15 protein-coding genes and 1 pseudogene are annotated in these 21,187 nt (G+C 66.4%); 13 read left to right on the top strand and 3 right to left on the bottom strand.

What is annotated here, in order from left to right; translation table 11 throughout:
• Positions 1 to 54: 54 nt before the first annotated feature.
• From M3B11_RS00190 to M3B11_RS00165, 6 genes and pseudogenes are all read left to right on the top strand, one after another.
• Positions 55 to 1,026, top strand: coding sequence for a hypothetical protein (locus M3B11_RS00190; RefSeq protein ID WP_259874429.1), 972 nt, complete (start codon positions 55 to 57; stop codon positions 1,024 to 1,026).
• A 798-nt stretch (positions 1,027 to 1,824) separates the two neighbouring features.
• Positions 1,825 to 2,346: a peptide-methionine (S)-S-oxide reductase MsrA gene (msrA, locus tag M3B11_RS00185; protein ID WP_259854542.1), complete on the top strand. Its 522-nt coding sequence runs from the start codon at positions 1,825 to 1,827 to the stop codon at positions 2,344 to 2,346.
• 53 nt (positions 2,347 to 2,399) lie between these two features.
• Positions 2,400 to 2,933 (top strand): annotated as a pseudogene (locus M3B11_RS00180) (nitroreductase family protein); the annotation flags it as partial.
• A gap of 198 nt (positions 2,934 to 3,131) precedes the next feature.
• A complete protein-coding gene (locus M3B11_RS00175) occupies positions 3,132 to 4,388 on the top strand; it encodes an MFS transporter (protein WP_259874425.1) in 1,257 nt (418 codons plus the stop codon).
• A gap of 215 nt (positions 4,389 to 4,603) precedes the next feature.
• A complete protein-coding gene (locus tag M3B11_RS00170) occupies positions 4,604 to 8,362 on the top strand; it encodes an efflux RND transporter permease subunit (protein ID WP_259874423.1) in 3,759 nt (1,252 codons plus the stop codon).
• A complete protein-coding gene (locus M3B11_RS00165) occupies positions 8,359 to 9,141 on the top strand; it encodes a CPBP family intramembrane glutamic endopeptidase (protein WP_259874421.1) in 783 nt (260 codons plus the stop codon). The genes M3B11_RS00170 and M3B11_RS00165 overlap by 4 nt, the downstream gene beginning before the upstream one ends.
• Before the next feature lie 46 nt (positions 9,142 to 9,187).
• Here M3B11_RS00165 and M3B11_RS00160 read toward each other — a convergent pair whose 3' ends face one another.
• The gene (locus M3B11_RS00160) at positions 9,188 to 9,829 is read right to left on the bottom strand and encodes a VOC family protein (RefSeq protein ID WP_217006919.1); all 642 of its coding nucleotides are present in this window, start codon (positions 9,827 to 9,829) and stop codon (positions 9,188 to 9,190) included.
• A 288-nt stretch (positions 9,830 to 10,117) separates the two neighbouring features.
• Positions 10,118 to 10,606 carry an inorganic diphosphatase gene (locus M3B11_RS00155; protein ID WP_217006920.1) on the bottom strand — a complete coding sequence of 163 codons (489 nt, stop codon included), beginning with the start codon at positions 10,604 to 10,606 and terminating at the stop codon, positions 10,118 to 10,120.
• 160 nt (positions 10,607 to 10,766) lie between these two features.
• On the opposite strand from M3B11_RS00155, the gene dacB reads away from it, so the two are divergent.
• From dacB to tilS, 3 genes are read left to right on the top strand one after another with little or no spacing between them, the layout of a single operon-like run.
• Positions 10,767 to 12,209 carry a D-alanyl-D-alanine carboxypeptidase/D-alanyl-D-alanine-endopeptidase gene (gene dacB, locus M3B11_RS00150; RefSeq protein ID WP_259874419.1) on the top strand — a complete coding sequence of 481 codons (1,443 nt, stop codon included), beginning with the start codon at positions 10,767 to 10,769 and terminating at the stop codon, positions 12,207 to 12,209.
• On the top strand, positions 12,206 to 13,366 hold the full coding sequence (locus M3B11_RS00145; RefSeq protein WP_259874417.1) for a zinc-dependent metalloprotease: 1,161 nt from the start codon (positions 12,206 to 12,208) through the stop codon (positions 13,364 to 13,366). The genes dacB and M3B11_RS00145 overlap by 4 nt, the downstream gene beginning before the upstream one ends.
• Positions 13,363 to 14,436, top strand: a complete 1,074-nt coding sequence (tilS, locus tag M3B11_RS00140; RefSeq protein ID WP_259874415.1) for a tRNA lysidine(34) synthetase TilS — start codon at positions 13,363 to 13,365, stop codon at positions 14,434 to 14,436. The genes M3B11_RS00145 and tilS overlap by 4 nt, the downstream gene beginning before the upstream one ends.
• 67 nt (positions 14,437 to 14,503) lie before the next feature.
• Here the strand turns inward: tilS and M3B11_RS00135 are convergent, their stop codons facing one another.
• A complete protein-coding gene (locus tag M3B11_RS00135) occupies positions 14,504 to 16,450 on the bottom strand; it encodes an ATP-dependent endonuclease (protein WP_259874414.1) in 1,947 nt (648 codons plus the stop codon).
• Between the two features lie 266 nt (positions 16,451 to 16,716).
• Here M3B11_RS00135 and hpt point away from each other — a divergent pair, with 266 nt between their 5' ends.
• The 4 genes from hpt (at position 16,717) to folP (ending at position 21,162) form a co-directional block, all read left to right on the top strand.
• Entirely contained in the window at positions 16,717 to 17,268 is a 552-nt protein-coding gene (hpt, locus tag M3B11_RS00130; protein WP_259874412.1) for a hypoxanthine phosphoribosyltransferase, read from the top strand.
• Between the two features lie 165 nt (positions 17,269 to 17,433).
• Positions 17,434 to 19,668: an ATP-dependent zinc metalloprotease FtsH gene (gene ftsH, locus M3B11_RS00125; protein WP_259874410.1), complete on the top strand. Its 2,235-nt coding sequence runs from the start codon at positions 17,434 to 17,436 to the stop codon at positions 19,666 to 19,668.
• A gap of 1 nt (position 19,669) precedes the next feature.
• Positions 19,670 to 20,233 (top strand): GTP cyclohydrolase I FolE, encoded by a 564-nt coding sequence (gene folE, locus M3B11_RS00120; protein WP_217006924.1) that lies wholly within the window; start codon positions 19,670 to 19,672, stop codon positions 20,231 to 20,233.
• Positions 20,234 to 20,259: 26 nt separating this feature from the next.
• Entirely contained in the window at positions 20,260 to 21,162 is a 903-nt protein-coding gene (folP, locus tag M3B11_RS00115) for a dihydropteroate synthase (RefSeq protein WP_259874407.1), read from the top strand.
• The last annotated feature ends 25 nt before the right edge of the window (positions 21,163 to 21,187 follow it).

The raw sequence follows: 21,187 nt of genomic DNA, 5'->3' as shown, positions 1-21,187 counted from the left end.
GGATTCCCAGCCCCCTGCCTTCTGGTCCCGCGACCCCTGCCCGAGGAGCACCCTATGCGTCTGAATCCCTTTGTGGCCGCCTCCGTCGACCTCGGTTTGGCGGCACTGTCGGCCTTCCGCCCGTGGTGGGTGCCGAAGAAGCACCAGCAGACCGCCCGTCTTGTCTACGCTGGCGCCACCGGTGTGCTGTCTGCCGCTTCGGGAGCGGAATCCTACACCGGCGTCAGCACGCCGCTGGACCCGAAGAAGGAGAACGCGGTCAATGCCGCGATCGGGATCGGCAGCGCTGCGCTGACGTATGCGGGTTGGCCGCTGCTCACCCGCTTCAACCGGTGGGCCGATGACAAGCTGGGCAGCTGGGGTGTGAAGAATCCGCCGCTCGTCAGCGCTGCCGTCTCCATCGGCGCGACGGCCCTGGCCCACGTGGCCGTCCTCGCACTCGACCACACGATCGACTGGGATGGCGACGAGGACTGGGGTGACGCCGCCGAGCAGAAGATCGTGCTGCCGGTCCACATCCGCGATTCCGTTCTTGCGGTGCTGGACGACACCCATGCCCTCGACCCGCACACCGCACAGGTGCTGCGCGATCAGCTCGCTGCAGCCGAGTTCTGGGTCGCGCGTGACCACGAGGCCGGCAGCGACGAGCCTGGTGAGTGGCTCGTCAGCACCATCACCGTGCAGGTGCCCGCCGACGCCGAGCGCGTTGTGCCCTCCCGCCAGACCTACCCGGTGCGCGGGCACATCGTTGCCCCGGACGGCACTGACCTGTACCTCAGCATCGAGACCGCCGACGGCCGAATCGCGAGCATCGACCTGGCCGAGGACTTCGACATCTACCCGGACCGTGCCGCTGAGGCGAACGGCGAGGCCTTCGGGATGATCGATGACGGCGACGCCGAGGACTGGGACGACGGTGACGCCGGCTGGGAGGCCCGCGAGGCCCTGTTCGTGCTGCGCAACTGGCCGCGCGCCGGCGAGTTCGAGATCGTCTCCGACGCCGACCGGATGCCGAACCTGAGCTGAGCGCAGTCTGCTGCGCCCAAGATCCGCATGGTAACTGTCGTTGACAACTTGAGTTCCGGTAACTAGAATTACCAAAAAGTAGAGTGTAGATGGAAGTCAAGGGCAGTGCTCTCAAGCACGGGGTTCGGCCCGAGGACATTCGTCATGCTCTTGTCAATGTGATAACCGTGCATTTCTTTGATGACTACAGGATGGTGGTCGGGTCTGCTCGGGACGGTTCGCTTCTAGAGGTCGCGGTGAACCGGTCAAGTGGGGTCTTCCATGCGATGCCGGTTCGGCCCAAGTTCCTGCGGCGAAAGTGGGGGATCAGCGATGCGCAGCGATGAAGACCGGCTCGCAGAAATCGAATCTGGAGATGGCCCGGATCCGATTGCCTCAGTGTCGGGAGAACTGGCGCGTGTTGCGGTGGCTGCGATGGACGTGGAGGGTGCGGAGGCGTCGCTTAGAGATGCTGTTGCTTCTGCCCGACGGGCAGGACACACGTGGCAGTCGATCGGCGATGTGCTCGGCATGACTCGGCAAGGTGCGCTTAAACGATTTCGGGTGGCCTGACTGTTGCACCATGCATCACTGGTTCTCATCGGTTGCACGGTGCTGATGTTCGAGTCTTGACAGTTGCCGCTTTGAGCCGAAACCCTTACTCGTCCTGCCGTGGCCGCGGCAACTTAGGTTGCATCATTGGTGTTGCGCTTCCGCGTTCAGATGACAAGCACACTCGTCCTGGTCTGCAACTTTCGAGTCGTGCGTCGACTGCAGCACCCCTGGAATAACCCGCCGGCCGGCGTGGTTCCGACGAATATGCAGACTTTGACTCTGGCCGCAGGGTGCTTCTGGTGCTTGGAGGCCATCTACCGGCAGACCCGCGGCGTCGACTCCGTCATCAGCGGCTACACCGGCGGTCACACCCCCGACCCGGACTACTACTCCGTGTGCTCGGGCACCACCGGCCATGCCGAAGCCCTGCAGGTGACCTTCGACGAGGACATCATCAGCGATGACGTGATCCTCTCGATGTTCTTCACCTCGCATGACCCGACGAGCCTCAACCGGCAGGGCAACGACGTGGGCACCCAGTACCGTTCGGCGATGTTCTACCGCAGCGAGGACGAACGGCAGCGCTTCGCCGCCGCCATCGAAGACGCCCAGGAGCTCTACGCGGAACCGATCGTCACCACCCTCGAACCGCTGGGCGACTTCCACGTCGCCGAGGACATCCACCAGGACTTCTACCAGCGCAACCGGTTCAATGGATACTGCATGTTCATCGTCGACCCCAAGCTCGCCGCCGCCCGGCGCGCCTACGCTGAATGGATGCAGTGATGAGCCACCCACAGCCTGCCGCCGCTCGCTTCGACGACCCGGTGCTGGCCGCGATGGCCGCCCGCCGTTCGATCTCGAAGGTCGGTCCGCAGACCCCGAACGACGACGAGCTCCTCACCCTCCTCGACGCCGTCACCCCGGTCGCCGATCACAAGGCGCTCAGACCGTGGCGACTGCTGACGATCCGCGGTGACGACCGCCTCCGGCTCGGTGCGGCCCTCGACGCAGCCGCCGGACGCGAACCCGGTGACAAGCCGAACCCCAAACCGCTGCGTGCCGAGCTGCTCATCGCCGTCATCGCCTCACCGACCGAGCACCCGAAGGTGCCCGTATGGGAGCAGCACGCCACCGCCGCCGGTGCCGCCCACTTGCTCGAGCTCGCCCTCTGGCAGGCCGGGTGGGGCGTGATGTGGCGCACCGGACTCGACGCCAACGCCCCGGCCGTGCGCGCCCTGCACGGGCTGAACGAGAACGAACTCCTCATGGGCTGGCTCTACGTCGGCGACATCGACCCGGCCTTCCGCAAGCGCCTGGAGACCTCCCGCCGCCCACCGAAGGACCCCAGCCAGTTCCTCTCCACCCTGCCCGGGCCCGAGGCGGTGGCTGCGGAGAGCGCCGACGCCGTCCATCCAGCAGGGGAGCGCGCCGACGAGAAGGCGGCCACGACGGCCGCGAAGAAGACCGCCAAGAAAGCTGCGAAGAAGGCTGCCAAGAAGGCTGAAGAACAGGCGAAGAAGTCCGCCCAGAAGGCGAGGAAGAAGGCGAAGAAGAAGGACCGGCGGTAGGTGAGCCACCCCGCATCTGCCACCTCCCGGCAGCCGCTGCCCGGTGAGATCACCGTTCTCGTCGCAGCGGCCTTCACGGTCGCCATCGGCTACGGCATTATCGCCCCGGTGCTGCCGCAGTTCGCCGAGAGCTTCGATCTCGGCGTCACCGCCGCGACCATCGTCGTGAGCTCATTCGCATTCTTCCGGTTCGTCTTCGCCCCTGCCGGCGGCAGCCTCGTCAACACACTCGGCGAGCGCCGGGTCTACATCACCGGCCTGCTCATCGTCGCCGCCTCCACCTTCGCCGTCGCACTCGCCCAGAACTACTGGCAGCTGCTGATCTTCCGCGGCCTCGGCGGACTCGGCTCAACGATGTTCACCGTCTCGGCGATGGCCCTCATCGTCCGCATCGCCCCGGTCCGCCAGCGCGCCCGGGCGACCAGCGCCTACGCCACCGCCTTCCTCGTCGGCAACATCGCAGGCCCCGTCGTCGGCGGTCTCATGGCAGGGTGGGGGATGCGCGTGCCGTTCATCGTCTACGCCGTCGCCCTCGTCATCGCTGCCGTGATCGTGTGGCTGCGCCTTGACGCCACCCGCATCGACGCGCTGGCCACCAGCGCGGACCGCGACGAGGAGCGAACCGCCTCGGGCGCCAAGGCTTTGGACACCTCGCGGATGGGCTTCCGCGAAGCCTGGCGCGACTCCGCCTACCGGGCGGCTCTGCTGTCCGGATTCGTCCACGGCTGGGCGTCGATGGGAATCCGCGTGGCCCTCTACCCGCTCTTCGCCCTCCACGTGCTCAGCGCCGGACCCAAGACCGCCGGGCTGGCGCTGACGTTCTTCGCCCTGGGCAACTTCGCCGCCGTGCGCGTCGTCGGTCGCTACTCCGACTTCCACGGTCGCAAGCCCTTCATCGTCACCGGCCTCATCATCATGGGCGCGGCCACGATCGTGCTGGGCCTCAGCCCGTCGGTGTGGGTGTTCTACGCCCTCTCCGTCATCGCCGGCATCGGCGCAGGCCTGCTCAACCCCGCCCAGCAGGCCGCGCTGTCCGACATCGTCGGCTCGACCCGCAAGTCCGGCACCGTGTTCTCCCGCTACCAGATGGCGATGGACGCCGGCGCCATCCTCGGCCCGATCCTGGCCGGCATGCTCGTCGACGCCAGCGGCTACGCCTTTGCCTTCGCACTCACCGGAGTGCTCGCACTGCTCGCGGCACTCGCATGGGCTCCCGGCCGGGAGACTTTGCCCACCGCCGAGGCACCGGCCCGGTGAGCGACGGGCGGCCAGCCGGCAGAACCTCCGGTTGAATGGTTCACTAGTGCAGCAACTAACATGGGGGTGGTCAGGTGGGGAAAACCCGACCCACCCGGCCGGACACCCGCAGTGTCGCTGTGGCAAGCTGTCCGTAGGCTGAAGACAACAGTCCCCGCCGCTGGAGGCCGGCCCTCAGGCAGCCGAACTCCAACACCCACATGTGAAGGACACATATGAACCTGCTCACCCGTGTGAGTCTGCGCAACCGGGCGCTCATCGCGCTCATCTCCGTCATCGCGATCGGGTTCGGCCTCATCGCCACCGCCCAGATGAAGAAGGAGCTCTTCCCCGACCTGCAGATGCCGCAGGCCTTCGTCACCACCTCCTACGACGGTGCCAGCCCCGAGGCGGTAGAGACGGAGGTCACCGAGCCGCTCGAAGCCGCACTGAACAATGTCGCGGAGGTGGAGAAGGTCTCCTCCGTCTCGACGGCCGGGTCCTCCCAGGTCATCGTCGAGACGAAGTACGGAACCTCCTCTGATGAGATCGTCCGGCAGCTCCAGCGCGCCGTCTCCCAGGCCCAGCCGCAGCTGCCCGACGGCTCCGAGCCCGAGGTGTTCTCCGCGTCGACAGCCGACATCCCGATCGCGATGCTCACCGTCACCGGCTCCGATGATCCCGAGGCGCTCGCTCAGGAGCTCGACGACGTCGCCGTGCCTGAGCTCAAGCGCGTCGACGGCGTCCGTGCCGTCGACGTCACCGGCGCACCGGTCAAGGAAGTCTCGATCGAAGCCGATGAGGACAAACTCGAAGACGAGGGCTTAAGCCCAGATGCACTTGCGGGGATCCTGCAGGCCAACGGCATCCCCACCTCGGCAGGCGACCTCGTCGATGAGGGCAAGACCACCCCGGTGTCCGTCGGCGCCCGGCTGACCAGTGTCGACCAGATCGCCAACCTCGCCCTGCCCGGTAAGGACGAACCGGTGCTGCTCAAGGACGTCGCGACAGTCGAGCTGCGGGAGGCCGACTCCCAGTCGATCTCGCGCACCAACGGCGAACCGGCGCTGTCACTGATGGTGATGAAGAAGCCTGATGGCAACATCGTCGAAATCTCCGATGCCGTGGCTGAGAAGCTGCCGGATGTCACGGAGCGGATGAGCGACAACGTCGAGTTCCATACCGTCTTCGACCAGGCGCCCTTCATCAAACAGTCGATCGACGATCTCGTCAACGAGGGCGTCTTCGGCCTCATCTTCGCCGTCCTCGTCATCCTCGTGTTCCTGCTCTCGGTGCGCGCGACGATCATCACCGCGATCTCGATCCCGCTCTCACTGCTCGTCACCCTCTTGAGCCTGTGGCTGAGCGGCTACAGCCTCAACATGCTCACCCTGGCGGCGCTGACGATCTCGATCGGCCGCGTCGTCGACGACTCGATCGTCGTCATCGAGGCGATCCGCAGACGCCACGCCCAGGGCGGGACGAAATTCACCTCGATCATGGGAGCCGTCTCCGAGGTCGCCGGCGCCATCACCGCCTCGACCCTGACGACGATGGCCGTGTTCGTGCCGATGATCTTCGTCTCCGGCCAGACCGGTGAGATGTTCCGGCCCTTCGCCTTAACCGCGGCGATCGCGTTGGCCGCCTCACTGCTCGTGGCACTCACCATCGTGCCGGTGCTCGCCTACTGGTTCCTGCGCGACCGCGAATCCCGCGTCAAGCTCACCCGCGCGCAGAAGCAGCAGATCCGCGCCGACCGCAAGGCCAACCTTCGGCAGTGGAAATCCGAGCGCAAAGCCGTCCGCAAGCGCCCGGTCTCCATCGAGGCCCCAGCCGGGCGGCATGCGACGAGCGAACTGCCGATCATCGGCGAATCCGACGGAACCGCACCCACCCGAACCGCAGCCGGTGGCACTGCCGCGACCGCCGCCCCGACAGCTGCCACCGCCTCGGGCACGGCCGCCGGTGCACAACCCGGCAGTGACGTCGACGAGCTCGCCGCGCTGCGCTCGCCGGTCACCCGGCTGCAGAAGACCTACGTTCCGTTCATCTCCGCCTCGACGAAGCACCCGGTCATCACGCTCATCATCGCGGTGCTTGTGCTCGCCGGCACCGTGTTCATGATCCCGCAGCTGAAAACCGAGCTGTTCCCCGACACCGGGCAGGACTTCCTGCAGGTCGAGCAGAGCTTCGACGCCGGCAGCTCACTGGAGGAGTCCGGCGAGCAGGCCGCGATCGTCGAGGACGTGTTCGAGAACTACGACGAGATCGAGTCCTACCAGCTCTCGATCGGTGACGATTCGATGGGCGGCGACGCTACGGTCGGCACCCACCTGCTCAACCTCAAGCCCGGGGTGAGCATCAAGGACCTGTCGGCGAAGCTGGAGGAGGACTTCGAGGATCTCGACGGCGCCGGCGAGCTCACCATCCAGAGCGAGGGCGGCGGCATGAGCAACGACATTGAGGTCTCGGTCACCGGATCGGACAACGACAAGCTCGCCACCGCCAGCGAGGACATCGCTCATGCGGTGCGCGACCTCGATGAGGTGCAGTCGGTGACCACCGACCTGGAGGCCACCCAGCCGACCCTCGAAGTCGACATCGACCGCAAGAAGGCCGCCGAAGAGGGCCTCGATGAGGCGACAGTCGGCCAGGTCGTGCAGCGGGCGATGAACGGTCAGCAGATCGGCAACGTCGTCATCGACAACCTCGGCCACCGCGTCGTGCTGCACGCCGGCGACGTCTCGACAGTCAAGGAGCTCGAAGACCTCGAGATCCCCGTGACGGCCCAGGCGTCCGCCGGTGCTGGTGCCTCAGGCACCGGCCAGGACGGTGCCGGTGACATGGGCCAGGACACCGACGCGGGCATGATGCCCGGCGCTCCGGCCCCAGCCCCCGTGCCGGAACCGGAGACCGAGACGGTCAAGCTCTCAGAGATCGCCGAGGTCAACCGCACCGAGACGCCCGCTGAGATCCGCCACACGGAGGGCCAGCGTTCGGTCACGGTGACCATCACCCCGGCCGGCAACGACCTGGGTGCGGCCAGCCAGGCGGTGCAGAAAGCCGCTGCCGATGTCGACACCCCGCAGGGTGTGACCGTCGACTTCGGCGGAGCGACAGCCGAGCAGCAGGAGGCGTTCACGCAGATGGGACTCGCGCTGCTGGCGGCGATTCTCATCACCTTCGTCATCCTGGTGGCAACCTTCAAGTCGCTGCTGCAGCCGCTCATTCTGCTCGTGTCGATCCCGTTCGCGGCGACCGGCTCGATCGGCCTGTCGCTGCTGACGGACACGCCTCTGGGTATGACGTCGATGGTCGGCCTGCTCATGCTCGTCGGCATCGTGGTGACGAACGCGATCGTGCTCATCGACCTCATCAACCACTTCCGCCGCCACGGCGTCGAGCTGCGGACTGCGGTCATCCACGGTGCGCGGTTGCGCTACCGGCCGATCCTCATGACTGCTGCGGCGACGATCTTCGCGCTCGTGCCGATGGCGCTGGGGATCTCCGGTGAGGGCATGCTCATCTCCAAGCCGCTGGCGATCGTCGTCATCGGCGGCCTGGTGAGTTCGACGCTGCTGACCCTCATCCTCGTGCCGGTGCTGTACCTGCTGCTCGAAAGCGTCAAGGAGCGCCGCAGCGAACGCCGGACCATCAAGGACATGAGCCGCTCGCACGTCATCGACCAGGCCGAGGCCGAAGCCGAGCAGAAGAAAGCAGCTGCCGCCGCCGCGGCTGCTGGACGCTCGGCGGCAGGCAGCACCGCGGCAGGCAGCACCGCGGCTGGCGAGGCAGCGAGTGAGGTTCGAGCTGACACCACGGTCGACGCCTCTGACGAGGCCCCAGCCGATGCACCCGCCGCGTCTGCGACCGACGCCGAGGCGACCCGCACCTCGGGCACGCACGCAGCCTCGGGCACGGACGGTTCTGCGGACGACACCACCTCGGACAGCGGCGAGACCGGCACCTCGGGAGCGGGGGAGAAGCCGGAGTGATCCGCCCGCGCTTCGGTGTCGAGCTGCTCGTCGTCGCTGCGCTGTCGCTGGGGAAGTCGGCGGCGTATGCGGTGGTGAACCTGCTCGACACCGTCTCGCGGGGGCCGCTGGCTGAGGCGCAGGCGAAGCTCAACACTGAGGCCTCGCCCCGGCCGTGGTTCGACCTGACCTACCAGCTCATGGGCATCGGGTTCGCGCTCGTGCCGGTGCTGCTGGCGATCTGGCTGATGAACCGCGATGTGCTCTACAAGCAGTCAGGCAGCCTCGATCCCTCCGCCGACACCCGCCCGGCGCTCACCCGCATGGGCCTGGACTTCCGGGCACCGGGCCGGGATGCCGGGTGGGGACTCGGGCTGTTCTTCATCATCGGCATCGGCACGCTCGGGGTGTACTTCGCCGGGCGGCTGGCCGGGGTCACCGCCGAGGTGCTGCCGAACAACCTCGGCGCCTACTGGTGGACGATCCCGGTGCTCATCCTGTCGGCCGCCAAGAACGGCATCCTCGAAGAGGTGCTGCTGCTCGGCTACGGCTTCGACCGGCTCGCCAAGCTCCGCTGGGCACCGTGGGCCATCATCATCGCCCTCGCGCTCGCCCGCGGCAGCTACCACCTGTACCAGGGCGTCGGCCCGTTCATCGGCAACGTCGTCATGGGCCTCATCTTCGGCGCGGTCTACCTGCGTATCCGCCGGGTCATGCCCTTCGTCGCGGCTCACACGGCCATCGACATCGTCGGGTTCCTCGCTCCCGAGGTGCTCGCCATGGTCGACCCGCGAGGCTGACCGCGCGCACAGCATGAGCGGCCGGTGCGTTCTCCGGCGAAGCTGATCAGATCGTGACGGTGCCGTTCGGGGTCTCGAAGGTCACCGACATGAGACCGGGCGTGCCGTGCGGGGAGTCCCAGTCGATGCCGATCTCGGAGATCGGCTTCTTGTCCTGGGTGCCGAGCCAGTCACGCAGCCGGTCGCGGTCGCCGGCGATCTTGAGCGAGGTGATCGACACCCCGCAGCCGGCGCCGCGGGCAGACGGATGCTCGTCCGCCGAGGAGACCCAGCGGATGAAGAAGGGCAGCTGCGGATCGGCGATGAGGCCTTTGATGCCGATCTGCTTCCACAAAAGCTCGACACCGGTGTCGGGCGTGCGGTTGCCGTCCACCGCCTTGCGCTCAAGCCGCTCCTCGATCGGGTCGAGGTCATCGACGGCCACGCACCAGCCCATCCAGCCGCCGCCGAGTTCGCTGCGGGCGCGCACAGCCTGACCGAACGGCGTCGACAGTGCTGCGGGATGTTCGAGGGCTTCGACGACCTCGACATAGTGCCCGTCGGCGAGCGGGAAGATGAGGTTGCGGGTGCCGAAGCGCGGATGCACGCCGCCGTCGTAGGCCTCGATGCCCAGCTTTTCGGCGATTCTGGCCGCGGTCTTCTCGTAGCCGTCGGGTTCGCTTGCGAAGGAGACGTGGTCAAGATGCATACGTGAAGAATCCCACACTGACAATACCTGTGCTCCTTAGCCTAACCTAAGTCGCCTGCCGGTGGCGGAGCGCGTCGTCACGGCTCACCGGGGCCGAGGCGGTGAAGCCCCAGGTGGCACCGGCACCGTGGCTGCCGGCTGCGGCCTGCAGACGGGGCGGCGGCCTGTCCGCCTCGTGGAACAGGCCGCCGGATCAGGTGCGTCTCAGCGCTGCAGCGGGCTCTGTCAGCGCTGCAGCGGGCTCACTGGGGGCTCAGCGGCCGTCGAACTGTCAGTGCCCTCGGGCTGTCAGTGCCCCTCGGACTGGAAGCGTTTGATCGAGGCCTCGATCTCCGCCTCGGCTTCGGCGCGGCCGACCCACGAGGAGCCCTTGACGTACTTGCCCGGCTCCAGGTCCTTGTAGTGAACGAAGAAGTGCTCGATCGCATCGAGGGTGAACTTATCGACATCCTCGACGTCGGTGTAGGAATCCCAGCGCGGGTCGCCTGCGACCACGCCGAGGACCTTGTCATCGCCGCCGGCCTCATCTTCCATCTTGAACATGCCGATCGGGCGCACATCGACCTGGCAGCCGGGGAACACCGACTCGGTCAGCAGCACGAGCACATCGAGCGGGTCGCCGTCTTCACCGAGGGTGTCCTCGAAGTAGCCGTAGTCGGCCGGGTACTCCATCGAGGTGTAGAGGTAGCGGTCGAGCTTGACCCGGCCGGTCTCGTGGTCGACTTCGTACTTATTGCGCGACCCCTTGGGGATCTCGACAGTTGCGAGCAGTTCCATTGCGTCTCCTTGGTCAACTCTGAGGTGACATCGGTCGGATGGGCGGTCGGCGGCGCTTCGGCAATCGCACCGAACTCACCTAGCATAGTGAATGCGCCGCCGGCACACAGCACCGCCCCACAGGCCGCGCTCCCTGACCGCAATGCGAAAGAACCCGACAGTGGCCCACACCCGATCCACCCGGCGCACAGCCGGCAGCCGTCGCCGGCTCACCGGCGGCATCGCAGCCGGAGCTGCGCTGGCGCTGCTGGCCGGGTACGGAGTCGCTGACGCCTACGACCGGGTGCCCGGCATCCTGACGGTCACCGAACCGATCCACATCGACCCTGTGCCCAAACCCGAAGCGAACGCCGGCCAGCAGCAGCTCGCCGGCCCGCTGAACACCTCGGCGCCGGTGCCGGCAGACCTGACCAGCCGACTCGATGAGCTGTTCGACGACGAGCGGATGACCGGCAAACTCAGCATCGACATCCGTGATGCGGCCACCGGCGACGTCCTCTACACCCGCGGGGAGGCCAGCGCGAAGACCCCGGCCTCGGTGACGAAGGTGCTCACCGGTGCGGCCGCGCTCTTAAGCCTCGGCGGCGAATCCCGGTTCACCACCACTGCAGCGCTCACCAGCACAGACGGCGCGCCTGCCCAGCTGCACCTGATCGGCGGCGGCGACGTGCTGCTCGGGCCCGGAGAGTCCGATCCCATGCAGGTGATGGGCCATGCCGGCCTGGCGACCCTAGCTGAGGAGACCGCCGAACAGCTCAAAACGCGCGGCATCGGCTCCGTGCAGCTGTCAGCCGACGTCTCGCGCTACACCGGCCCGACCTTCAACGACGGCTGGGAGCCTGCCGACATCGGCCACGGGTTCATCACCAACATCAGCCCGCTCATGACCGAATCCGGCTGGACGAATCTGCAGCGCGGGGCACCCCGGCACGCCGACCCCGTGCAGGTGGCCGTCGACCAGTTCGCCGAGGCGCTCGCCACCCACGGCATCGACGCCGAGGTGGGCGAACCCGCCGCGGCCGGCGACGGTGCCGAGGAGCTCGCCCAGGTCGAGTCCGCGCCGGTGTCCGCGGTCGTGCAGAACATGCTGCTCGCCAGCGACAACGTCTCCGCCGAGGTGCTCGGCCGGGAGGTCGCGCTCGCCGCCGGCAAGCCCGGCTCCGGTGCCGAGGCACCGCTGGCGGTCATCGAGACGCTGCGCGGCGCCGGACTCGACACCGGGTCGATCGCCCTGGAGGACGTCTCCGGGCTCAACTACGGCAACCGGATCTCCGCCCACGACCTCACCACCCTCATCCAGGCCGCGGCCGCCTCCGACGGCGACCTCTCCCGGCTGATCCCCGGCATGCCCGTCGGAGGGCTGTCGGGCACCCTGGCCGAACGCTACGAGGACCCGGAGACGACCCCGGCCGCCGGGCGGGTCAACGCCAAGACCGGCACGCTGCGCACCGTCACGAGTCTGGCCGGCACCGTGCTCACCGCAGACGGCCGGCTGCTCGTCTTCTCCCTCATGGCCGATGACCTCTCCCCGGGCACGGCCGGACGCGGACGCGAGGTCTTCGACGAAGCCGTCACCCTGCTCGCAGAATGCGGCTGCTCATGACCACCCTCGGCGGTCACGAACAGGCGGCCCGCGAGCAGGCGGCCGGCGAGTCGTCGGCCTCCGGCTGGGTGTCCGTCGACGCCGTCCGCCAGACCGCAGCCGAACTCCTCGGCGCCGGCCGGCTGCCCGGACCGGCAGATGCGGCAGCGCTGGTCGAGGAGCTGCGCGAGGACGCTGAGACCGCCGTCGACCTCGTGCTCACCGTCATGCGGATGGACACCGAGACCGATACCCGGATCAGGCGCCGGCTCGCCGAAGGCAGCACGCTCATCGTCGACCGGCTCAGCTGGGTCGAAGCCAACGCCCAGTCCTTCGGCCGCGTCCTCGCCGACGCCGCAGCAGCCACCGGGACAGGCGATCCCAGCCGCACCCAGAGGTGGGCCAGCTCGGTGGAGATGGGCGCAGCTCTGGCGATCGTCGGTTCGCGGGTGCTCGGCCAGTTCGACCCCTTCACCGCTGGCGGCCGGCTGCTGCTCGTAGCCCCGAACATCCTCACCGTCGAACGCGAACTCAAAGTCCCCGCCCGGGACTTCCGGCTGTGGGTCGCCGTGCACGAACGCACCCACCATGTCCAGTTCGCCGCCGCCCCCTGGCTGCAGGCTCATCTGCAGGAGCGGATGCAGGCCTTCCTCGCCCCTGTCATCGCCGGCGGCCTGCCCGGCACGTCCGATCAGCCCGACGGCATCGAGAATCCCGGACTCGTCGAGACCCTTGCCGCGCTCGCCCGCGCCCTGAGAGACGACACAAGCATCATCGACACGCTCATCGGGCCCCGGCATGCCGAACTGCTCGATGAGGTCACCGCGCTCATGAGCCTGCTCGAAGGCCACGCCGATGTCGTCATGGACGCCGTCGGCCCCGGCGTCATCCCCAGCGTGCGCCGCATCCGCGCTGCCTTCGACACCCACCGGCACTCGGCCACCGGCATCAAAGCGATCATCAACCGAGTGCTCGGCATCGACGAGAAGCTCGCCCAGTACACCCGCGGTGCCGCGTTCGTCCGCGCCGTCGTGCGCACGCGCGGCCACGCTGGGCTCAACCGCGTGTGGGAATCGCCAGGCAACCTGCCGAGCCTGCATGAGATCGAACACCCCGCCGACTGGGTCGCCCGCGTCCTCGACGCGCCGGACAACCCGAACCCGCCGGAGCAGACGTGAGAAGCAGGCGCCCGCGGCTCGATGCGGCCACGGCCACGATCCGGAATGCGCTGCTGGGCTTCCTCGACGCCGCCGTCGCCGCATTGCCCGCCCCCGGACCCGAAGCAGAAGAAGTCCCGGTCCGGCTCATCATCGCCGTCTCCGGGGGAGCCGACTCCCTCGCCCTTGCCGATGCCGCCGCTTTCTTCACCACCCGGCCCGCCGGCCTGACAGCTGCCGGCCGGGCAGTCGAGATCACAGCAGCGACCGTCGACCATGGGTTGCAGCCGGCCAGCGCCGATGTCTGCGCCCAGGTCCGCGATCACCTCACCGATCGCGGCCTGCCGACGGCCGTCCTCACTCACCCGGTCACCGCCGGGCCAGAGGGCCTCGAAGCCGCCGCCCGCACCACCCGCTACACCGCACTGGACGACCACCGCCGTAAGCTTGGCGCCACCGCCGTGCTCACCGCCCACACCCGCGATGACCAGGCCGAAACCGTCCTCCTCGGGCTGGCCCGCGGCTCCGGTGCCAGGTCTCTGGCCGGGATGCGGGCTGTCAGCACCGTCGCCGACTGCCCGGTGTGGCGGCCGCTGCTGGAGATCACCCGCGCGCAGACTGCGGCCTCGGCTGCGGCCCGGCACCTGCCGGTGTGGCACGACCCGATGAACGACGACGCGGCCTACACCCGGGTGCGCGTCCGCCAACAGGCGCTGCCCGCACTCGAAGCTGCGCTCGGCCCCGGTGTCGCCGACGCCCTCGCTCGCACCGGCACGCAGCTGGCCGCCGACACCGATGCCCTCGATGACTGGGCGGCCGAGGCCACCGCCACCCACACCTCGGGCACGGAGACGCACCCGAGGCTTGCCGATCTGCCCGCAGCGATCCGCACCCGCGTGGTGCGCGCCTGGCTGCATGAGTGCACCGGCCGCGCCCAGGAAGTCACCGCCGCCCACATCGCCGCTGTCGACGCGCTGGCCACCGGCCGCAGGCTAGGCGCCGTCTCGGTCCCAGCCGCCGCCGAGGTGGTGCGCACGGTGCGCGGGCAGGGCCCGGCGGGCCTGCGGTTCCTTCGACCGCAACTAAGGTGAGGTCGAAGGTAGAGTCCTTGAAAACTAGGAGGATTGCTCGCTTTATCGGTCGAGCGCTTCTTTAGCTTTAACAGATGTCGTTCTCCTCGTTATCGGCCCTGTTGAGGCGAGGAACGAATACCGCTCCCGGCAGTTTCTGTTGGACACGTGCATCCACACTCTCTATACGTGCGGTACCAGTCTGTGAGTCGTTGTTAACGACCGCATTCACGAGGTTAATCAACCGGTTTAACTCGCTGGGTCTTATCGCCGGATTTCGTCGAGCTGTTGTGACCAGCGATTCGGCGAATAGATCCTTTGTTCGGAAGTGTCTAATGGCGCCGTGAACAGCGCCCATCAGCTTTTTGCCGTCGACATAGTGAGTACTGTGATTGTGAGCGTCTCTTTGTATCTCGTCAGCGACTTCGCCGGCTATGGTTTCACGCATTTGCAGTCTGTGGTTCCAGGTCGCGACTTGGTGCTCGAGATGGTTTTGCAGTCCTTCGTCGGATTGTGGTTCTTGTGCGAGAGGGAGACTGCAAACGCGGTTTACAGTAAATGTCTTGATTGCATCGTCCAGAAGTTGCGTGGTGCACGAAGCTATCATGCTACGCGCTTCAGAAACTTTAATATTGCAGCTTTCGGCGACGAGGGCTGGATTGAGAAGTATGTTTTCCATGGCGCGTGCATTCCAAACGAAGATCCCCTCTCGTTCAAGGTTGCCGACATCTTCGGGCGTCGAAAAGTCTCTATCGATGACGCATATGTGCGGCACTCCGATAGAAACTCTGTTTAAAGTTCTTGCTGCGTTGATGACCTGTTCTCTGCTACCGGCTTCAATGATTTTGACTCTCGCAAGTTCCTCAGGAAACATCATACTGAGGCGTTTAGCGTCGTCCGCGCCTTCGACAACAAGAAGCGCGCTCATTTGGAGTAAGTCTGTAGCGCTGATTCCGATTTCGCTTAATGGCTCGAATCCGTCGGTGTCATCATGAGCCCACTTGACTTGGTTGCCGTCCAGCTCCCAGGCTCCCCTGACGGAGCAGATCTGGCTCGTTGGCATCGAGCCAATAATCGATGGAGAGTGTGTCACGATTATCGCCTGCCCCTGGGAAGCGAGAGTCGAGATCGCCTCGATGACTGCAGTTTGCAAGCTTGGGTGTAGGTGCGACTCGGGTTCGTCCAGTAGCAGGACGCCGCCACGTGAAGAGAGTTGAGTGATGTAGTAGAACATCCCGATCATTTCGCGTTCGCCGTTTGAAAGTTCGACGAGAGAATGTTGTTTTCCAGACGGGAGCTTCACGTGGATCTCGGGACGGACGGTATGCGAGTCGAAGGTAGGTCTGCTAATCTTCTTGCCGGTGGCGCGCTCGAAAATGGCCTGAAGTCGCTCGTATTCGCTAGCCACCTCTCCTTCATCGCGGCGAGCGACGTATTCCCTATAGTCAAGAGAAGCCAGGTATGAGCCGATGTCGGGCATGTACTGTGGTTGTTTCCAGCGAACTTCGTCTTGAATATTCTCCCGGCGTGTTTGAGCGTTTTCCGAGGCGTCAAGGAGAGAAAGATCGACTCCAATATCTAGCCCTAGATTTGGTTGTCGGCGAGCGGATAGGAGATCAATATTGCCGAATGCGAACCGTCGAGTAAAATACGGGTTCTGCAGAGCGGTGATCACGGCGTCGGTTTGAGCGTATTGTCCTGATTCGTGTGTCGAAGTTGCTATGGCCTCTAAAATATGCTCGGACGATCTTTCAATGGGGTCTTGACCTGTTTCATCGAGCCAAGTCTCAAGTAGCGAGTACTCTCGTTCTGATAATTCAATACCGATCTCTACCGAGAGTGAATTTGCGTACGGTCCGACGTACTCTGGGAGATTCACTTCTGCGGCCCAGGCGACAGCTAGTGCCTCAAGTATTAAACTCTTCCCTGTTCCGTTTCTCCCTGTTAACGCGATCAGCGGGTAGTCGGCAAGATCCTGGGCATGCGCTTCCCTTATGCCGCGGTAGTTCTCAATCCTGAATTTTGTAAGTTTCAATGGCGCCCTCCTGTTTCTTCTATTTGGTAGCTTACTGCATGCGTTTCCTTCTGGGTGTGGGTTGCTTTGCCTGCGCGGTGGTGATTTCTTCTAAGGCTTAGTTTCTCTTCGGGTTGGGTAACTAGTGGGGCGCGAATTGCTGGGTTGGATTGCTGGACTCGGACAAAGGCGCCACCGGCTGCCGATAGGCGCTAGGGTTGGTCACGAACGGCAACAGGCATCAGTGCAGGGCGAGGAGTCGCCGGCGGACAAGGAGCTGACCCACTGTGGATGAAAAGGACCTCGGCACCGACATCGAGCGGATTCTCGTCACCGAGGCACAGATCAAGCACCGGCTCGTCGAGCTGGCAGCCGACATCGACCGCGATTACGAAGGCAAGGACGTCCTGCTCGTCGGCGTGCTCAAGGGCGCGGTCATGGTGATGGCCGACCTCGCCCGCGCGCTGCGCGCGCCGCTGCGGATGGACTGGATGGCGGTCTCCTCCTACGGCTCGGGCACCAAGTCCTCCGGCGTCGTGCGGATCCTTAAGGACCTCGACACGGACCTCAAAGACCAGCATGTGCTCATCGTCGAGGACATCATCGACTCCGGCCTGACCCTCTCGTGGCTGCTGGCGAACCTGCGCTCGCGCGGGGCCGCCTCGGTCGAGATCTGCACGATGCTGCGCAAGCCCGAGGCCCTCAAGGTCGACATCGACGTCCGCTACGTCGGCTTCGATGTGCCCAACGAGTTCGTCATCGGCTACGGCCTCGACTACGCCGAGAAGTACCGCAACGTGCCCTTCGTCGCGACCCTGGCGCCGCACGTCTACGCCTGAGCCGAAGCGGCGGCCGGCCTGCCGGAGCAGGTGCGGGTGTGTTTCAGCGGCTTCCCGGAATATCCCACTGGGCTGAGCTCTTGTATCCTCAGGGGGTCACCCCTCAGCGGGTCCTGCATCCCGGCGCACCTGAGCCATGAGCACACATGAGTCCTGGAAGGATCAATGGCAGAAACGAAGAAGAACCGCCCGACGATGAAGAAGCTGGCGCGCGGACCGCTCGTCTGGATCCTGCTGGCGATCATCATCGTCTCGATCGGCACCATGCTCATCGGCGGTGGCGGGTTCCAGCGCATCGACACCAACCAGGGCCTCAAGCTGCTCGCCGATGACAAGGTCGAGCAGGTCAAGATCATCGACAACGACCAGCGCGTCGACCTGGTGCTGACCGAGGAGTTCAAGCACGAGGACAAGAACTACGGCAAGAACGTCCAGTTCTTCTATGTCGAACCCCGCGGCGAGGATGTCGTCAAGGCCGTCAACGACGCCGCACCTGAGAAGGGCTACACCGACGAGGTGCCCAAGCAGGGCTGGTTCACCAGCCTGCTCATCAACCTGATCCCGTTCGTCATCATCTTCCTCGTCTTCTGGTTCCTCCTGTCCCAGATGTCGGGAGCCGGGCGCGGGATCATGAACTTCGGCAAGTCGAAGGCCAAGCTCGTCAACAAGGAGCACCCCGACGTCACCTTCGCCGATGTCGCCGGTGTCGATGAGGCTCTCGAGGAGCTCGAGGAGATCAAGGAGTTCCTCGCCGAGCCGAAGAAGTTCCAGGACGTCGGAGCGAAGATCCCCAAGGGCGTGCTGCTCTACGGTGCACCCGGCACCGGCAAGACCCTGCTGGCCAAGGCCGTGGCCGGTGAGGCCGGGGTGCCGTTCTACACGATCTCCGGTTCGGACTTCGTTGAGATGTATGTGGGCGTCGGCGCCTCGCGCGTGCGCGATCTGTTCGAACAGGCGAAGAACAACTCACCGTGCATCATCTTCATCGACGAGATCGACGCCGTCGGCCGTCAGCGCGGCGCCGGCATGGGCGGCGGCCACGATGAGCGCGAGCAGACGCTCAACCAGCTGCTCGTCGAGATGGACGGCTTCGACGCCACCACCAACGTCATCCTCATCGCCGCGACGAACCGGCCCGACGTCCTCGACCCGGCGCTGCTGCGCCCGGGCCGCTTCGACCGGCAGGTCCAGGTTGAGGCCCCGGATATGAAGGGCCGCCAGCACATCCTGCAGGTTCATGCCCGCAACAAGCCCCTGGCGCCGAATGTCGACCTCGCAATGGTCGCCAAGCGCACCCCGGGCTTCTCCGGTGCCGACCTGGCCAATGTGCTCAACGAAGCAGCCCTGCTCACCGCCCGTTCGTCGAAGACCGTCATCGACATGGAGATCATCGACGAGGCCATCGACCGGGTCATCGCCGGCCCGCAGAAGCGCACCCGCCTGATGAACGACAAGGAGCGCCTCGTCACCGCCTACCACGAGGGCGGGCACGCACTTGTGGCGGCTTCGATGAACGACACCGACCCGGTGACGAAGGTGACGATCCTGCCGCGCGGCCGGGCGCTGGGCTACACGATGGTGCTGCCGAGCGAGGACCGCTACTCGACGACCCGCAACGAGCTGCTCGACCAGCTCGCCTACGCGATGGGCGGCCGGGTGGCCGAGGAGATCGTCTTCCACGACCCGACCACCGGTGCCTCGAACGACATCGAGAAGGCGACCTCGATCGCCCGGAAGATGGTCACCCAGTACGGCATGAGCGAGAAGCTCGGCATGGTCAAGATCGGCGACGAATCCTCTGAGCCGTTCGCCGGCAAGGGCTACGGCCACGACGATGTCTACGCCGATCGCACGATGCAGACCATCGACGCCGAAGTCCGCACCCTCATCGACGACGCCCATGCCGACGCCTACTGGGCGCTGACGGCCAACCGCGACGTCCTCGACCGGCTCGCCTACGAGCTGCTGGACAAGGAGACCCTCGACCAGCACCAGCTGCAGGAGATCTTCGCCGAGGTGCGCAAGCGCGATAAGCGCGAGGTATGGCTCGCCCACGACGACCGGCCGGTCTCCGACCGCCCGCCGATCGAGGTGCCCCCACGCCGCCAGACCGACGAGAGCACCCATACCGGCTCGCACGGCGGCGACCACGGCGCACCCGGTACCCCCGGCGCACCTGCCGGACAGCCAGGCCAGCCGCCGCAGCCCGGGCACGGCCAGCCGGGCTACCCGCAGCCGGGGCACCCGCAGCCCCCGCACGACGGCCAGCCGGGCACCCCGGGACAGCCGGGGCCGGCCCAGCCGCCGCAGCCCCCGCACCCCGGTCAGCCGGGCCAGCCCCCGCATCCGGGTGAACCCGGACAGCCCGGCTCGCAGGGCCCCTGGCAGGACGGGCGCTGAGATGGTCGACCAGCCGCGCATCGAGGCGGCGGTCCGGGAGATCCTCCTCGCGGTCGGGGAGGACCCCGACCGCAATGGCCTGCGCGACACCCCTGCCCGGGTGGCGCGCTCCTATGAAGAGGTCTTCTCCGGCCTGCACAAGGACGCCGCCGATGTCCTCAGCGTCGTCTTCGACGTCGGCTACGACGAGATGGTCCTCGTGCGCGACATCGAGATGTACTCAACTTGCGAACACCACCTCGTGCCCTTCCACGGCTCGGCCCACATCGGCTACATTCCCGGACCGGAGGGCAAGGTGACCGGGCTGTCGAAGCTCGCCCGCCTCGTCGAGATCTACGCCCGTCGTCCGCAGGTCCAGGAACGGCTCACCAGCCAGATCGCCGATGCGATCGTCGAGCACCTCGAACCCCGCGGTGCGATCGTCGTCATCGAAGCCGAGCACCTGTGCATGTCGATGCGCGGGGTGCAGAAGCCCGGCGCGACGACGATCTCCTCAGCCGTGCGCGGCCAGCTGCGCGACGCCGCCTCCCGGGCAGAGGCGATGAGCCTCATCCTCGGCCGCTGAGCCCACCTCAAGCGAAGGAGCAGCTGATGCGCACCCAGATCATGGGCGTCCTCAACGTCACCCCCGATTCGTTCTCCGACGGCGGCCGGTGGTTCGACTTCAGCGCCGCCGTCGACCACGGCATGCAGCTGCTCGCGAATGGTGCCGACATCATCGACATCGGCGGTGAATCGACCCGGCCCGGCAGCACCCGCGTCAGCGCCGAGGAGGAAGCCCGCCGCGTCATCCCCGTCATCAGGAAACTCGCCGCCCAGGGCGCGGTCATCAGCATCGACACGATGCGCGCTGACATCGCCCGCCAGGCCATCGACGCCGGTGCTGCCATCATCAACGACGTCTCCGCCGGCCAAGCCGAAGCCGAGATGCTCACGGCCGCAGGCGAAGCCGGCGTGCCCATCATCCTCATGCACTGGCGCGGACTGCTCAGCGACGCGACCGCCCGCTACCACTACGACGACGTCGTCGCCGAAGTGCAGGCCGAGCTCACCGAACGCATCGGCGCGGCCCGTGCTGCCGGTGTCGCCGATGAGGACATCATCATCGACCCCGGCATCGGGTTCTCGAAGAACGCCGAGCACAACTGGCAGCTGCTCGCCCAGATCGAACGCTTCACCGAACTCGGCCCCCGCCTGCTCGTGGCCGCCAGCCGCAAACGCTTCCTCTCCACCCTGCTCGGGGCCGACCAGCCCGCCGACATCCCAGTCGCCGACCGTGACGCCGCCACCGCTGCGATCACCGCACTCTCCGCACACGCAGGCGCCTGGGCTGTGCGCGTGCACGAACCGCGCGCCTCCCTCATCGCCGCTCAGGTCGCCGAGGCGATCAGCGCCCACCGCCCCCGCACCCGCCCGCTGCCCCTCGACCTGCCGGAGACCCCAGCCACCGACTCGGGCACGGGCAGCGAACACCGGCCCTCCTGGCCGACCTGAGCGCACAGCACGAAACCGCCGAGCG

It is taken from the genome of Brevibacterium sp. p3-SID960, from assembly GCF_025144725.1.
Taxonomy (GTDB): domain Bacteria; phylum Actinomycetota; class Actinomycetes; order Actinomycetales; family Brevibacteriaceae; genus Brevibacterium.
This window is presented reverse-complemented; position numbering and strand designations above follow the sequence as displayed.

Bases quoted from the DNA above. Each gene is read 5' to 3' on its own strand.
- M3B11_RS00190 (WP_259874429.1), top strand. From the start codon at position 55: ATGCGTCTGAATCCCTTTGTGGCCGCCTCCGTCGACCTCGGTTTGGCG.
- ftsH (WP_259874410.1), top strand. From the start codon at position 17,434: ATGGCAGAAACGAAGAAGAACCGCCCGACGATGAAGAAGCTGGCGCGC.
- folP (WP_259874407.1), top strand. From the start codon at position 20,260: ATGCGCACCCAGATCATGGGCGTCCTCAACGTCACCCCCGATTCGTTC.
- M3B11_RS00155 (WP_217006920.1), bottom strand. From the start codon at position 10,606: ATGGAACTGCTCGCAACTGTCGAGATCCCCAAGGGGTCGCGCAATAAG.
- msrA (WP_259854542.1), top strand. From the start codon at position 1,825: ATGCAGACTTTGACTCTGGCCGCAGGGTGCTTCTGGTGCTTGGAGGCC.
- M3B11_RS00160 (WP_217006919.1), bottom strand. From the start codon at position 9,829: ATGCATCTTGACCACGTCTCCTTCGCAAGCGAACCCGACGGCTACGAG.
- M3B11_RS00170 (WP_259874423.1), top strand. From the start codon at position 4,604: ATGAACCTGCTCACCCGTGTGAGTCTGCGCAACCGGGCGCTCATCGCG.
- folE (WP_217006924.1), top strand. From the start codon at position 19,670: ATGGTCGACCAGCCGCGCATCGAGGCGGCGGTCCGGGAGATCCTCCTC.
- M3B11_RS00145 (WP_259874417.1), top strand. From the start codon at position 12,206: ATGACCACCCTCGGCGGTCACGAACAGGCGGCCCGCGAGCAGGCGGCC.